13 protein-coding genes are annotated in these 13,717 nt (G+C 57.5%); 8 read left to right on the top strand and 5 right to left on the bottom strand.

What is annotated here, in order from left to right; genetic code table 11:
* The first annotated feature begins 7 nt into the window (after positions 1-7).
* Complete coding sequence (gene ddlA, locus RTX96_RS12860) at positions 8-1,105, top strand: D-alanine--D-alanine ligase (protein ID WP_103821604.1); 1,098 nt, start codon at positions 8-10, stop codon at positions 1,103-1,105.
* Here ddlA and RTX96_RS12865 read toward each other — a convergent pair.
* Positions 1,102-1,323, bottom strand: a complete 222-nt coding sequence (locus tag RTX96_RS12865; RefSeq protein ID WP_103821603.1) for a DUF2754 domain-containing protein — start codon at positions 1,321-1,323, stop codon at positions 1,102-1,104. The genes ddlA and RTX96_RS12865 overlap by 4 nt on opposite strands.
* 255 nt (positions 1,324-1,578) lie before the next feature.
* On the opposite strand from RTX96_RS12865, the gene RTX96_RS12870 reads away from it, so the two are divergent.
* Positions 1,579-1,878, top strand: coding sequence for a DUF2755 family protein (locus RTX96_RS12870; protein ID WP_103821602.1), 300 nt, complete (start codon positions 1,579-1,581; stop codon positions 1,876-1,878).
* Between the two features lie 12 nt (positions 1,879-1,890).
* Here RTX96_RS12870 and RTX96_RS12875 read toward each other — a convergent pair whose 3' ends face one another.
* A complete protein-coding gene (locus tag RTX96_RS12875; RefSeq protein WP_312671273.1) occupies positions 1,891-2,979 on the bottom strand; it encodes a DUF1615 domain-containing protein in 1,089 nt (362 codons plus the stop codon).
* A 14-nt stretch (positions 2,980-2,993) separates the two neighbouring features.
* Positions 2,994-4,214: a peptide antibiotic transporter SbmA gene (gene sbmA / locus RTX96_RS12880; RefSeq protein WP_103821601.1), complete on the bottom strand. Its 1,221-nt coding sequence runs from the start codon at positions 4,212-4,214 to the stop codon at positions 2,994-2,996.
* Between the two features lie 247 nt (positions 4,215-4,461).
* Here sbmA and ampH point away from each other — a divergent pair, with 247 nt between their 5' ends.
* Together ampH and hemB are read left to right on the top strand one after the other, a co-directional pair.
* On the top strand, positions 4,462-5,619 hold the full coding sequence (gene ampH / locus RTX96_RS12885) for a D-alanyl-D-alanine-carboxypeptidase/endopeptidase AmpH (protein ID WP_103821600.1): 1,158 nt from the start codon (positions 4,462-4,464) through the stop codon (positions 5,617-5,619).
* A 100-nt stretch (positions 5,620-5,719) separates the two neighbouring features.
* On the top strand, positions 5,720-6,694 hold the full coding sequence (gene hemB, locus RTX96_RS12890) for a porphobilinogen synthase (RefSeq protein ID WP_042391540.1): 975 nt from the start codon (positions 5,720-5,722) through the stop codon (positions 6,692-6,694).
* A 75-nt stretch (positions 6,695-6,769) separates the two neighbouring features.
* Here hemB and RTX96_RS12895 read toward each other — a convergent pair whose 3' ends face one another.
* Together RTX96_RS12895 and RTX96_RS12900 are read right to left on the bottom strand one after the other, a co-directional pair.
* Positions 6,770-7,264, bottom strand: coding sequence for a type VI secretion system tube protein TssD (locus tag RTX96_RS12895; RefSeq protein ID WP_312671276.1), 495 nt, complete (start codon positions 7,262-7,264; stop codon positions 6,770-6,772).
* A 262-nt stretch (positions 7,265-7,526) separates the two neighbouring features.
* A complete protein-coding gene (locus tag RTX96_RS12900) occupies positions 7,527-8,048 on the bottom strand; it encodes a DUF2778 domain-containing protein (RefSeq protein WP_312671278.1) in 522 nt (173 codons plus the stop codon).
* A gap of 195 nt (positions 8,049-8,243) precedes the next feature.
* On the opposite strand from RTX96_RS12900, the gene RTX96_RS12905 reads away from it, so the two are divergent.
* The 4 genes from RTX96_RS12905 (at position 8,244) to eutC (ending at position 13,710) form a co-directional block, all read left to right on the top strand.
* Positions 8,244-9,941, top strand: coding sequence for a GNAT family N-acyltransferase (locus tag RTX96_RS12905; protein WP_312671280.1), 1,698 nt, complete (start codon positions 8,244-8,246; stop codon positions 9,939-9,941).
* A 218-nt stretch (positions 9,942-10,159) separates the two neighbouring features.
* Complete coding sequence (eat, locus tag RTX96_RS12910; protein ID WP_103821595.1) at positions 10,160-11,539, top strand: ethanolamine permease; 1,380 nt, start codon at positions 10,160-10,162, stop codon at positions 11,537-11,539.
* Between the two features lie 9 nt (positions 11,540-11,548).
* Entirely contained in the window at positions 11,549-12,940 is a 1,392-nt protein-coding gene (locus RTX96_RS12915; RefSeq protein ID WP_312671282.1) for an ethanolamine ammonia-lyase subunit EutB, read from the top strand.
* Positions 12,937-13,710, top strand: coding sequence for an ethanolamine ammonia-lyase subunit EutC (eutC, locus tag RTX96_RS12920; RefSeq protein WP_312671284.1), 774 nt, complete (start codon positions 12,937-12,939; stop codon positions 13,708-13,710). The genes RTX96_RS12915 and eutC overlap by 4 nt, the downstream gene beginning before the upstream one ends.
* Positions 13,711-13,717 lie beyond the last annotated feature (7 nt).

Genomic DNA, 13,717 nt, shown 5'->3' on the forward strand with positions numbered 1-13,717 from the left:
TGTGGTGATGGCAAAAATGCGGGTAGGGATCGTTTTTGGTGGCAAATCAGCGGAGCATGAAGTCTCGCTTCAGTCGGCAAAAAATATCGTCGACGCAATTGATAAGAGCCGTTTCGAGGTAGTGCTGCTGGGGATTGATAAGCAGGGTCAATGGCACGTCAACGACGAGGCTAACTATTTACAGAACGCCAGCGATCCGGCCCGTATCGCGCTGAATCCCTCCGCTATCAGCGTGGCGCATATTCCGGGCAGAGAGACGGCGCAGCTTATCAATGCCGAAAGCGGCGCGGCCCTGCCAGCGGTGGACGTGATCTTCCCTATCGTTCACGGCACGCTGGGTGAAGATGGCTCCCTGCAGGGAATGCTGCGGATGGCGAATCTGCCGTTTGTGGGATCCGGCGTGCTCGGCTCGGCGGCCTGCATGGATAAAGACGTCACCAAGCGCCTGCTGCGCGATGCCGGGCTGAAGATTGCCCCCTTTATCACCCTCACCCGCGCTAACCGTCAGCGATACGCTTTTGCCGACGTGCAGGCACAGCTGGGGCTGCCGCTGTTTGTCAAGCCGGCTAACCAGGGCTCGTCGGTGGGCGTTAGCAAAGTCACCAGCGAGGCGCAGTACCATGCCGCCGTCGACCTCGCTTTTACGTTCGACCATAAGGTTGTGGTGGAGACCGGCATTAAGGGGCGGGAGATCGAGTGTGCCGTGCTGGGGAACGATAATCCCCAGGCCAGCACCTGCGGTGAGATCGTGCTTAACAGCGAGTTCTACGCCTACGACACCAAGTATATTGATGACAACGGCGCCAGGGTGGTGATCCCGGCGGCGATCGATCCGGCGGTGAATGAGGCCATTCGCCAGACCGCCATCGCTGCCTACGAGACGCTGGGGTGTGCCGGCATGGCGCGGGTTGATGTCTTCCTGACCGAGGATAACGATATTATTATCAATGAGATCAACACGCTGCCCGGCTTTACCAATATCAGCATGTATCCCAAGCTGTGGCAGGCCAGCGGCCTGGGCTATACCGATCTGATCAGCCGCCTGATCGATCTGGCATTAGCGCGCCATCAGGCCGATAGCGCCCTGAAAAGTACGATGGCTTAATCCTGCGACTCCGCCGCTGTCTCCTCCTCGGGACGGCGGCGAATAATCAACCCTGCCAGCCAGAAACCGATCGCCCAGGTGACCAGGCCGACCGCGTAGCTTTGCCAGCCCTTCGCCTCAAACCCCAGCAGCCCAACCACGCCGTTAAGAATAAAGATCAGCCCGATAGCAAAGGCGTAGTAGTGCCAGTCACGGCGAATTTTGGCAGGCAGTTTCATAGCAGCTCCGGTAGAGAAAAACAGCATCGGTGCATATTACCGATGGCAAGCCCATGACGCATGCGGAAAATCCGAAATCGTTAATAAAACGCAACAAAAGTCATGATTTTGTGACTGAAGATGTAAAACCATAAACCGGGCAAATAATAATGCGTAAATTGTCACCAATCTGATATTGACAATGCTTCTGACCTGTCAAAATCAACCTGAATTACTGGTGCATTGCCAGCTCAATAACGCGTATCGGAGGTCACTATGGCAGAATTTATGATGTCGAAGCCCTTTGCCAACGAGAAGAGACGAGACGCCTCCACGCCGGGCAATATCGCCTATGCGGTCTTCGTACTGCTCTGCTTCTGGGCAGGTGCGCAGCTGCTGAACGCGCTGATCCACGCCCCGGGTGTGTTTGAGAATCTGATGCAGATGCAGGAGAGCAATCGACCCCGCATCGATATGGGACTCGGCGTGGGTACGATTTTTGGTCTGGTTCCGTTTCTTGTTGGCAGCGCCGTGCTCGGCGTAATCGCCCTGCTGCTGCGCTGGCGTCACTACTAGCGTGACGCCGTACTAATTTGTTGCCATACAGCGCGCCCGACGGTCATCCACGCGCTTCGCAAACCAGGCGGTTGTCAGGTTGCGGGTGATCTTCGGGCTCTCAAGCTGAATCCCCGGCAACAGCGCTCTCGGTAGCGTCTTCCCGCTCTTCTTCTCCGCCAGACGATAGACCCCTTTGTAGAGTTCGGTCTGCTCAAATTGCTGGCGATCCCCCTGCTCCAGCTGGTCACGGATCTCGGCGTCGCTGAGGCCCAGCTTCGATCCCAGCTTGCGCACTGCCCGTTCGGTACTGCCCGCTTCACGGCTGCCGTAGAGGATCACATCCCCGTCCAGCGCCAGCTTCACGCCGCTTGCCTTGCTAACCGCGCTCTGGAAAGCGGCATTGCGGCTGGCGTACCAGCCGGCGTTAAAGTCGGCGAAGCGGTAGAGCGGCTCGCTATAGCTGGCCGGGTAGTTAAGCAGGTGATACGTCCCGAACCAGAGACCGCCGCGCCGGGAGAAGACCTCCTGACGCACGGTTCCCGCCATCTTCCACGGATAGCCCCGGGTATGCTGCTCGGCAAAGGCGATGCTGACCTGCATCGGCCCGCCGGTGTGCACCGGATTAAGTGAGCCAAATAGCGTCTGCCCCAACGGAACGATATTAATCAGGTCGTCGAAGATCGCGCTAAGCTGCTTCTCGGTCTTTACGCTATCGAGCCGTTCGGCGTAGCTTTTGCCGTTGGGCGAAGGCACCTTCAGCGCGGTGCGCACGACAAAAGCGGGAATATGCAGCCGCCCGGCGCGCTTTTCGATCTCTTGCCAGGCGATTTTGTTTAACCCCGGTACGGCAGGATCGGCCTGATAGTTCGACTCCTGCTGCGCTACCGCCAGCACCGAGCAGACGTTCTCCCGCGTCGGCGCGAGGGACTGACTCTTAAAGGTCGTGGCAAGATCCTCTGCCCAGGCGTCACGATCCTTTACGCTGGCGGGGATCTTTTGCCGCACCAGCTTCGCCACGTCTACCGCCTTCTCGCCCTCTTTGAGCGGCGGCGGTTGCGAGGTGCTACAGCCGACAAGGATCGCTCCCGCCAGCAGGGTTAAACTGCGTGATGCTTGCATAGCCGCTCCGGTCATTAGCTGAGTGAGGTTGATGCCTGTACCACATCCTCACCGTCAAGTTCACGCTCAAAAGTACGTAAACGCTTATAGATAGACATCAGTTCCACCAGCGTGGTCCAGGAGTTGATCAGGTACTGGAACGAGCCGCGCACCTGGTCGAAAACGTTGGTGATCTGGGTCATCAGGCCGAGCGTAATCGTACCGGCAACCATCGATGGAAACAGCAGGAACAGGCCGAAAACGTTGTCGATTTGCAGATAGAAAATGCGCGCAATATTGAAGTACATGTAGTGGAAGTAGAGGCGGAAGTAGTTCCGCCGCACCGCGCTAAACAGCTCGCGCACGGTAGGCGGCGAGGCGCGCTCAGGATCGTCCTCGCCATACACCAGCTCTTTACGGTAGGCCGCCTCCACGCGCTGGTTTTTAAATTCCAGCCCCGGCAGCTTGATCCCCACCACCGCCAGCAGGCCGGTACCCACCAACGACCAGAGGATAGCGGCGATCACCAGTCCATAGGGAACGTGGCCGACAATCGGCAGCTCCGGCACGTGCGGCGACAGGGCCACGAGGATCGGCAGAAACGCGATCAGCTTCATTATCGCGTTAAGCAGGCTGACGCCCATATCCTCCAGCGTTGAGGAGAAACGCATGGTGTCCTCCTGCACACGCTGAGCTGCGCCCTCAATATGACGCAGGCGGTGCCAGTTGGCCATGTAGTATTCGTTCATCGCCGTACGCCAGCGGAAAACGTAGTGGCTGACAAAGAAGTTATTCAGCACCGCCACCAGCACCGCGATCATCGCAATGCCAAGGAACACGCCTGTTTCGCGGTAGAACTGGCCGATAGTTACCTTATGCGGCGCGCTGAGGGCCTGCTGGATGAGATCGTAAAACGGTGCATACCAGGCGTTGATCGCCACGCTCACCTCAACCATAAACCAGGTGACAAAGATAATCAGCGCGGTGCCGAGAATCGACCAGCGCTGCCAGCGGTGCGGTGCCCAGGTAAACCAGAACAGAGCAAAGGCGCCAACGCACAGGGCGTAGTAAGCGTAAAAGATCAGGTAGCTGCCGGACCAGAAGCGCGATGCGCCTATCGGGATCGCTTTAGAGGCCCCTGAGATACGCGTTAACCAATCCCCACCGCCCGCCTGCCAGAAGATGACGGCTAACAGCGACCACAGGATCGCCGAGAGTAAAAACGGCCCCGGCTTGGGAAAAAAAGATTTAAACATGAAACTCTCCTGCGACGGCTCACTCTTATTGTGTTGTTAATTTGCTATGCGTATGAAAATACCGAAGCCAGTGAGATTACCACAAGCGCTCAGTGTCAAAAGAAGACATTGTGTTGCAAGAAAAAAGTGTCTGTTTACCCAGCGTTACGCTTGACTGCAAAATAAAGCGCTTTTTCGGGCTTTGCATCGCGCCGGTAAGTAGTATAAATACGCAATATCTCTTTAACTCTTTTGATGGATGCTGTCGTTGAAACGTTGCCTGCTTTTGTCCACTCTGTTGTGCGCCCTGACCTTTTCATCAGCGAATGCGGCACAGACCTCCCCCGATCCTGAATTTGCGTCCGATATTGTCGATCGCTACGCCAACCATATCTTCTATGGCAGCGGCGCGACCGGCATGGCGATGGTGGCGATCGACGGCAATCAGCGCGTGTTTCGCAGCTTCGGTGAAACGCGTCCGGGCAACAACGTGCGCCCGCAGCTCGACTCGCTGATCCGCATTGCCTCCATCTCTAAGCTGATGACCAGCGAGATGCTGGTGAAGCTGCTCGACCAGGGCGTGGTCAAGCTCAACGATCCGCTCAGCAAGTATGCCCCTCCCGGCGCACGGGTGCCGAGCTGGCAAGGGACGCCAATTACCCTGGTAAACCTGGCAACCCATACCAGCGCCCTGCCTCGCGAGCAGCCCGGCGGCGCGGCGCACCGCTCGGTCTTTACCTGGCCAACCCGCGAACAGCGCTGGAACTGGCTCTCTACCGCGACGCTGAAAACGGCCCCCGGCTCGCAGGCCTCCTATTCAAATCTCGCTTTCGACCTGCTGGCCGATGCGTTAGCCAACGCCGCCGGTAAGCCCTACCCGCAGCTGTTTGACGAGCAGATCGCGCGTCCGCTGGGGATGAAGGACACTACCTTTACCCCCTCGCCGGATCAGTGCCGACGCCTGATGGTGGCGGAGAAAGGGGCCAGCCCCTGCGATAACACCCTGGCGGCAGTTGGCAGCGGCGGCGTCTACTCCACGCCGGGAGATATGATGCGCTGGATGCAGCAGTTCCTCTCCTCGGACTTCTACGCCCGCAGCAACCAGGCCGACCGGATGCAGACCCTTATCTACCAGCGCAGCCAGCTGACACGCGTGGTAGGCATGGACGTGCCGGGTAAAGCCGACGCGCTGGGGCTAGGCTGGGTCTATATGTCGCCGAAAGAGGGCCGGCCGGGGATCATTCAAAAAACCGGCGGCGGCGGCGGATTTATTACCTATATGGCGATGATCCCGAAGAGCAACGTCGGCGTTTTCGTGGTGGTGACCCGCTCTCCTCTGACCCGCTTTAAAAATATGAGCGATGGGGTTAACGACCTCGTCAGCGAGCTGAGCGGCAACCAACCGCAGATCGTCCCGGCCTCCTGATCCTCTCCCTGCTCCGGGGTGATTAACGCCTGTTTTGGCGAAACACCCCGGAGTTGATTGGGTTATAATACTCCTCTGATTCACCAACCTCAGGCATACCATGACCGATTTAATTACCCGCCCGCGCCGCCTGCGCAAGTCTCCCGCACTGCGCGCCATGTTTGAAGAGACAACGCTGAGCCTCAATGACTTTGTGTTGCCTATCTTTGTTGAAGAAGAGCTGGACGACTATAAAGCCATCGAGGCCATGCCAGGCGTGGTGCGCATTCCGGAGAAGTATCTCGCTCGCGAGATTGAGCGCTTCGCCAACGCGGGCATTCGCTCGGTCATGACGTTTGGTATTTCGCACCACACCGACGCCACCGGCAGCGATGCCTGGAAAGAGGATGGCCTGGTAGCGCGCATGTCGCGGATCTGTAAAGACGCGGTGCCGGAGATGGTGGTCATGTCCGACACCTGTTTCTGCGAGTACACCTCTCACGGCCACTGCGGCGTGCTGTGCGATCACGGTGTCGATAACGATGCAACCCTGCTCAATCTGGGCAAGCAGGCAGTGGTTGCCGCTGCCGCCGGGGCCGATTTCATCGCTCCGTCCGCCGCAATGGACGGCCAGGTGCAGGCGATCCGCCAGGCGCTGGACGCTGCGGGCTTTACCGACACGGCGATCATGTCCTACTCCACCAAGTTCGCCTCCTCCTTCTACGGCCCGTTCCGTGAAGCGGCCGGGACGGCGCTGAAGGGCGATCGTAAAACCTACCAGATGAACCCGATGAACCGCCGGGAAGCGATCCGCGAGTCGCTGCTCGACGAAGCGCAGGGCGCAGACTGCCTGATGGTTAAACCCGCTGGCGCGTACCTCGACATCCTGCGTGATATCCGCGAGCGTACCGAGCTGCCTCTCGGCGCGTATCAGGTCAGCGGTGAGTATGCGATGATCAAGTTTGCTGCTCAGGCCGGGGCTATCGACGAGGACAAAGTGATCCTCGAAAGCCTGGGTGCGATCAAACGCGCCGGTGCGGATCTGATCTTCAGCTACTTCGCGCTGGATCTGGCCGAACGGAAAATCCTGCGTTAAACCGCCGTGCCCGGTGGCGCTCTGCGTGCCGGGCATGTAAAATATTTATACCTCGCAATCAAATATTAAAGGGCGCTACGAGGCAGTTTTCCTTTCGGTCCATGCGTCAGTATATTGAACATTCCCGTCTACATATTTCCATGTGATTTTGTCATATAATATAGAGACTGCTTCCATATGGTTTAATTGTGAGTTCCCCGATAACTTGGTATTTGGTACGCCCGGATTTACGCCCGTGATTTTGACTCCTTCCATTAAAATCATAAAATAACAGACTTCTTGACCGGCATCATTAATATGATAAAAGCGTATTTCAGCACTTTTTAATGTCTGTCCAGTGGAAACTGCTCTATATAAATATGGACTAGAACTATCAAATTCCTTTTCAAACATTATTGGTGAATGTGAACGTGTACCAGTAACTCTGCCATTAGCATTATCCACCGGAAGATTAATACCGTGACTGAATCCAATTAGCTCTATACTGCCCTCACGGTCTTTCACATCAACGGATCCTTTTATGTCTGCACCACCATCATCCTTAAGCCATAGATACGGGGGGATTGGCATTTAATAACTCCTTATAAACTTGATCAAGTTGATAACTAAAATATAAATTATGCCGGTAATAAAAATAACAGTTATGAATGATATATAAAAATAGACGTCATATATTGTTTCTGCATTCACGTCTGCATAAATGTAACTTGAAATTTTCTCAGCAAAATCATAGTTAATCCAAATCTCCGGATTACCTAAAGAGCGGGCAACAGCGATTGAAAGTAATATAAAAAAAACCGTTTTCAATAACCTTCGCATCCAGATTTTAAGTTTAAGAGCAACCGTTGCTGATTCCATCTGCCAGCACCTTAATAAATCCACGAGCTTTCAGCATCTTCATACAGGGAACTTGAATAGGCTGAGTTCGTATTAATGCATTTCTTATTAAAGCGTAATCAGAGTTATGAGCAATAGTTATACAACCCTCTGAAAGATGCCCGGGATGGAGTCTAAAAAGGCCACGATGGACATTGTTTATCCATGTGCCATCATCAATACCCCAGTCGTCTTTATAGAGTGCAAACCACTCATCGCGCCCAAACGTCGCACCGTACCAGGCCCGGTTCCATGTATCTTGCACATCTGCTTTTAATCCTGAAAAAAAACCGCCGGAACCACGCTCCACGATCCAGTATTTGCCAGTAGGTAATGGGCCATTCTTGAGGACGCTACTACAAGCACCTCTATTACGATAAATTCCATTCCCTGAAAAAGCTAAAAATGTACCGACACCGTAGAGAGTAAAAGGTGCATAATCGGCATTGGTTAACACTAACTTTCCGTAAAGCGCCATAGTATCCTTATTATATGCAATGTTATCTTTAGCTATCCTATAATCAAATGGCGGTTAAAAAAGGGACAATAAGTGCTAATCCATAAGAAAAGTTAACCGTTTTAAAAAGCGCTGCCTCTCTAAAGTTCACCTCTCTGTCACATAAACGCCATCTCGTCCTTCTACTGTCTGCCTAAGACGGATGGAGGAGCCACCATGTTTAGTCTCGACAGCGTTCTTGATGACCTCTGGCCACAGGCCAAACCCGCCCCCTGGCAACGCAATCTGCTTAAGCGTCTGCTCTACGAAGAGGAATTTCAGCAGTTCGCCGCCCGCCATCGCCACCTGAAGGGGCTGGATATGGTCGAGCAGATCCTTGAGCATCTTCACATCCGCAGCACCCTCTCTGCCCACGACCTTGAGCAGATCCCCGAGCATGGCCCCCTCATCATTGTCGCCAACCATCCTACCGGTACCCTTGATGGCCTCGCCCTGCTTCATGCCGTTTCCCGTGTGCGGCGAGATGTCAAAGTCGTCACCAACCGGATGCTGAGCCATCTTGAGCCGCTCAGCTCGCTGTTTATTCCCGTGGATAACCTGGGCGGACGCACGCGCAAATCCTCGCTGCTGCAGATGGAAACGCAGCTGCAGCAGGGCGGCGTGCTGATCTTCTTTCCCGCGGGCGAGGTGTCGCGTCTGACCTACCACGGCGTTCGCGACAGCGCATGGCATAGCGGCTTTGTGAAGCTGGCAGCGAAGTTTCGTACCCCGTTGCTGCCGGTATTTATCCGCGCCCATAATAGTCCGCTCTTCTACGTCAGCACGCTGATCTCTTCTACCCTGCCGATGCTGCTCCTGATGCAGCAGATGTTTCGCCGCCAGGACAGCAGCCTGCCCATCACCCTCGGCCAGCGTATCCCCTGGGAGAGCCTGCATAACCCACACGCCAACGTTCGCGACACGGCGGAACGGTGTCGCCAGCACGTAATCCGTCTGGGAAAAGGTCTGCCGGGACTGTTTAAAACCGAGTGCGCCATCGCCCGACCGGAGCCGCGGCTACTCCTGAAACGCGCCCTGGCGCAGGCGGAGTGTCTGGGCCAGACATCAGACGGTAAAACTATCTACCTCTGGCAGCGCAACGGCCAGGAGGATGTCCCGGTGCTGCGCGAGCTAGGCCGCCTGCGAGAGATCGCCTTTCGCGCCGTGGGCGAAGGTAGCGGCCAGCGGCGTGATATCGACCGCTATGATGATGACTATCTACACCTGATCCTGTGGGATGAGGCCGATCTGGAGATTGTCGGCGCGTATCGCTTTATGCCCACGGCACAGCAGAAAGTGGGCGGGCTGTATAGCTACAGCCTGTTCCACTATGGCGATAAAATGGATGATATTTTGCAGCAGGGTATCGAGCTGGGGCGCAGCTTTATTCAGCCGCGCTACTGGGGACGTCGCGGACTGGACTATCTCTGGCTAGGGATTGGGGCCTACCTGGCACGCTATCCTCAGTATCGCTATCTCTTCGGCCCGGTGTCGATCTCCGGCGGCCTGCCCCCGACGGCGCGGGATCTGCTGGTGGCCTTCTACCGCCTCTGGTTCCCGCCGGTGCATCCGCTGGCGACCTCTCGCCGCCCCTGGCCTGCCTCGCTCCCGGAGGTGCTGGCCCAGTTTACCGGCGAGGATTACACGGAGGACCTGACCCGCCTGAAGTCGCTGCTCGGCAACCTGGGCTGCGGTATTCCCCCGCTCTACAAGCAGTATTCGGAACTGTGTACGCCGGGCGGCGTCCAGTTTATCGACTTTGGTAGCGATCCGGACTTCAACCACTGCGTGGACGGCCTGGTGCTGGTGGATCTTACCCATCTGAAAAGCCAGCGCTATGCGCGCTACATCGGCACGCATCTGACAGGTGTTTAATGCCCGGCGGCGCTACGCTTGCACGGGCCTACAACCCGCACCGTACTCAACGTAGCCGTTTTTTTCACCACGCCGGGGCAGGCTGCACCACTGCCCCGCGCATAGCGGTGCACTGTTTCTAACGCGCTTTTTTCATACCATTGAAATAGCTGGGGTTAATTTTCTGGCATTGCCTTTGCAGGCTCCCGTTTAACTGTGTAACGGCGAGGCAGCAAATGATGACGACACCTACAACCACACTGAAAAGAACGCTCGGCAGCTTCCGTCTCTGGGGGATTGCCGTTGGGCTGGTGATCTCCGGCGAGTATTTTGGCTGGAGCTACGGCTGGTCGCAGGCGGGAACGATGGGCTTTCTCGTCGTTGCCCTGGCCATTGCGGCAATGTACTGCGCGTTTATCTTTAGCTTTACTGAACTAACGACCGCCATTCCTCACGCGGGCGGCCCCTTTGCCTATGCCTATCGCGCCTTCGGGCCGACCGGCGGGTTTATTGCCGGGTTTGCCACCCTGATCGAGTTTGTCTTTGCCCCACCAGCGATTGCGATGGCCATCGGGGCCTACCTGAACGTGCAGTTTCCGGCGCTGGATGCTAAATGGATCGCCTGCGCCGCGTACGTCATCTTTATGACCCTGAACATACTCGGCGTTGGCATTGCGGCTACCTTCGAGCTGATCGTCACCCTGCTGGCAATCTTCGAACTGCTGGTATTTATGGGCGTCGTCGCGCCGGGCTTCTCCTGGAGCAACTTCACCGCCCACGGCTGGGCAGGGGCAGAGAGCTTTAGCGGCCTCGCCCTCTCCGGCATGTTTGCCGCCATTCCCTTCGCTATCTGGTTTTTCCTTGCCATTGAAGGGGCCTCTATGGCGGCAGAGGAGGCAAAGGATCCCCAGCGCACCATTCCACGCGCGCTGGGCGGCGGCATTGTGACCCTTACCGTGCTGGCGGTTGGGGTAATGATCTTTGCCGGCGGCGTTGGCGACTGGCGTAACCTCGCCAATATCAACGATCCGCTGCCGCAGGCGATGAAGGTTATCGTCGGTAACAACAGCGGCTGGCTGCATATGCTGGTCTGGCTGGGGCTGTTTGGCCTGGTGGCCTCGTTCCACGGTATCATTATGGGCTACTCACGGCAGATCTACTCTTTGGCGCGGGCGGGCTATCTGCCAGCCAGCCTGGCGACGTTGAACCGTAAAACCCGGACGCCGCACCTGGCGATTCTGGCAGGGGGCGTGGTGGGCATTGCGGCTATCTTCTCGGACTCGGTAATTACCATCAGCGGTATGCCGCTCACCGCCTGCATCGTGACGATGTCGGTGTTCGGCGCTATTGTTATGTATATCACCTCGATGGCCGCGCTGTTCAAGCTGCGTCGCAGCGAGCCGAACCTTATTCGCCCCTTTAAAGCGCCGCTGTTCCCCTATGCGCCGGCGTTTGCGCTGGGTATGGCGGTGCTCTGTCTGGTGGCGATGGTTTGGTTTAACCCGCTACTGGCGCTGATCTTCGCGGCGATGATGCTTGGCGGCTACCTGTGGTTCCGCAGCACCGCCACCGCCCGCGAGCGTGCAGGGCTGGATCCGCAGCTGCGCGCCCTCTCCTGAGGAGGCGACATGTATAAAACCGTTCTGGCGCACCGAACCTACCACTTCGCCAGCCTGAAAACGCTGCTGGCAAAAGCCTCCCCGGCCCGCTCCGGGGATGTGCTGGCGGGCATCTGCGCCGACTCTGCCGAAGAGCGTATGGCGGCCAAAATGGCGCTGGCCGAGGTGCCGCTGCGCGAGATCCTGGCGAACCCGCTTATCCCTTACGAAGCGGATGAGGTGACGCGGCTAATTATCGATACCCATGACCGCGACGCGTTCTCCACCATCAGCCACCTGACGGTGGGGGATTTTCGCGACTGGCTGCTGGATGATACCACCGATCCCCTTACCCTGCGCCGCGTCGCCCGTGCCATTACCCCCGAGATGGCCGCTGCGGTTAGCAAGCTGATGCGCAATCAGGATCTGATCCTCGCCGCCAGCCGGTGCCGGGTCGTTACCCATTTTCGCAATACGATTGGCCTGCCGGGCCACCTAAGCGTGCGCCTGCAGCCCAACCACCCCACTGACGATCTGAAAGGCATCGCGGCCAGCATGCTCGACGGTCTACTCTACGGCGCGGGCGACGCGGTGGTCGGTATTAACCCCGCCAGCGACAGCCTGCCGGTGTTGGAGCGGCTGAACCATATGATGGATGACATCATCAGCCGCTTTGCTATCCCTACCCAGTCCTGCGTACTGACGCACGTCACCAACACCCTTGCGCTGATAGAGCGCGGCGCCCCCGTCGATCTGGTGTTCCAGTCGGTGGCGGGTACCGAGGCAGCAAACAGCGGCTTCGGTATTAATCTGGCGTTGCTTGCAGAGGCGCGGGAGGCCGCCCTGAGCCTGGGCCGCGGCACGCTGGGCAATAACGTGATGTACTTTGAGACCGGCCAGGGCAGCTGCCTCTCTGCCAACGCCCATCACGGCGTCGACCAGCAAACCTGTGAGGCGCGGGCCTACGCCGTCGCTCGTCACTTCGATCCGCTGTTGATCAATACGGTGGTGGGATTTATCGGTCCGGAGTATCTCTATGACGGCAAACAGATTATCCGCGCCGGGCTGGAGGATCACTTCTGCGGCAAGTTGATGGGGCTACCGATTGGCTGCGACGTCTGCTACACCAATCATGCGGAGGCGGATCAGGATGATATGGATACGCTGCTGACGCTGCTGTGTAACGCCGGGCTGACCTTTCTGATTGGCGTTCCGGGCGCGGATGACATCATGCTTAACTACCAGAGCACCTCATTTCACGATGCGCTTTATGCCCGGCGTCTGTTAGGGCTGAAGCATGCCCCGGAGTTTGGCGAGTGGCTGACGAAAATGCAGATTATTGATAGCGCAGGCCAGCTGCGGCTCACGGGGGCTAACCATCCGCTGCTGAGCGTGCTGCCGCCAGAGAGGGTAAACGTATGAATCATCCTGACGCCTGGTCTTTGCTACGCGAGTTTACCGACGCCCGTATCGCCCTCGGGCGTAGCGGCGCAAGCCTACCAACCCGAGAGGTGCTCAGCTTCGGTCTGGCCCACGCCCAGGCTCGCGATGCGGTCCACCAGCCCTTTGACAGCGAGCCGCTGGTGCAGCAGCTTACGGCTCTGGGCCTGGATACCCTAAACGCTCACAGCGCCGCGGCGGATCGTCATATCTATCTCAACCGCCCGGATCTTGGGCGCAGGCTGAGCGACGAGAGCCGCGCCGCGCTTCAGGCCAGCCGGGTACCTGCTCACGATCTGCTGCTGGTGATTGGCGACGGACTCTCTTCCCATGCGGTGCATCGTCAGGCGGTGGCGCTGATTACCGCCCTGCTGCCCTATCTGCAGACGCTGGGGCTGACCACCGGGCCGGTGGTGCTGGCGCACCAGTCGCGGGTGGCGCTGGGGGATGAAATTGGCGAGACGTTGAAGAGTAAGGCGGTAGCGATGCTAATCGGTGAGCGTCCAGGACTGTCGTCACCGGACAGCCTCGGGGTCTATCTGACCTGGCAGCCGACACGCACCCGGCTGGACTCGGAGCGCAACTGCATCTCCAATATCCGCCCGGAGGGGCTGAGCCACGAGGCCGCCGCGTTTAAGCTCGCGTGGCTGCTGGAGCAGGCTTTTTTACGCCGCCTGACCGGTGTCAAACTGAAAGATGAGAGCGATAACCCGGCGCTGCACGAGCGGGTGAGGCCTCGCCTCGCCGGGTAAATGCCCT

It is taken from the genome of Pseudescherichia sp., from assembly GCF_032052675.1.
Taxonomy (GTDB): Bacteria; Pseudomonadota; Gammaproteobacteria; order Enterobacterales; family Enterobacteriaceae; genus Pseudescherichia.

Bases quoted from the DNA above. Each gene is read 5' to 3' on its own strand.
- ddlA (WP_103821604.1), top strand. From the start codon at position 8: ATGGCAAAAATGCGGGTAGGGATCGTTTTTGGTGGCAAATCAGCGGAG.
- RTX96_RS12865 (WP_103821603.1), bottom strand. From the start codon at position 1,323: ATGAAACTGCCTGCCAAAATTCGCCGTGACTGGCACTACTACGCCTTT.
- RTX96_RS12870 (WP_103821602.1), top strand. From the start codon at position 1,579: ATGGCAGAATTTATGATGTCGAAGCCCTTTGCCAACGAGAAGAGACGA.
- RTX96_RS12875 (WP_312671273.1), bottom strand. From the start codon at position 2,979: ATGCAAGCATCACGCAGTTTAACCCTGCTGGCGGGAGCGATCCTTGTC.
- sbmA (WP_103821601.1), bottom strand. From the start codon at position 4,214: ATGTTTAAATCTTTTTTTCCCAAGCCGGGGCCGTTTTTACTCTCGGCG.
- hemB (WP_042391540.1), top strand. From the start codon at position 5,720: ATGACCGATTTAATTACCCGCCCGCGCCGCCTGCGCAAGTCTCCCGCA.
- RTX96_RS12895 (WP_312671276.1), bottom strand. From the start codon at position 7,264: ATGCCAATCCCCCCGTATCTATGGCTTAAGGATGATGGTGGTGCAGAC.
- RTX96_RS12900 (WP_312671278.1), bottom strand. From the start codon at position 8,048: ATGGCGCTTTACGGAAAGTTAGTGTTAACCAATGCCGATTATGCACCT.
- RTX96_RS12905 (WP_312671280.1), top strand. From the start codon at position 8,244: ATGTTTAGTCTCGACAGCGTTCTTGATGACCTCTGGCCACAGGCCAAA.
- eat (WP_103821595.1), top strand. From the start codon at position 10,160: ATGACGACACCTACAACCACACTGAAAAGAACGCTCGGCAGCTTCCGT.
- RTX96_RS12915 (WP_312671282.1), top strand. From the start codon at position 11,549: ATGTATAAAACCGTTCTGGCGCACCGAACCTACCACTTCGCCAGCCTG.
- eutC (WP_312671284.1), top strand. From the start codon at position 12,937: ATGAATCATCCTGACGCCTGGTCTTTGCTACGCGAGTTTACCGACGCC.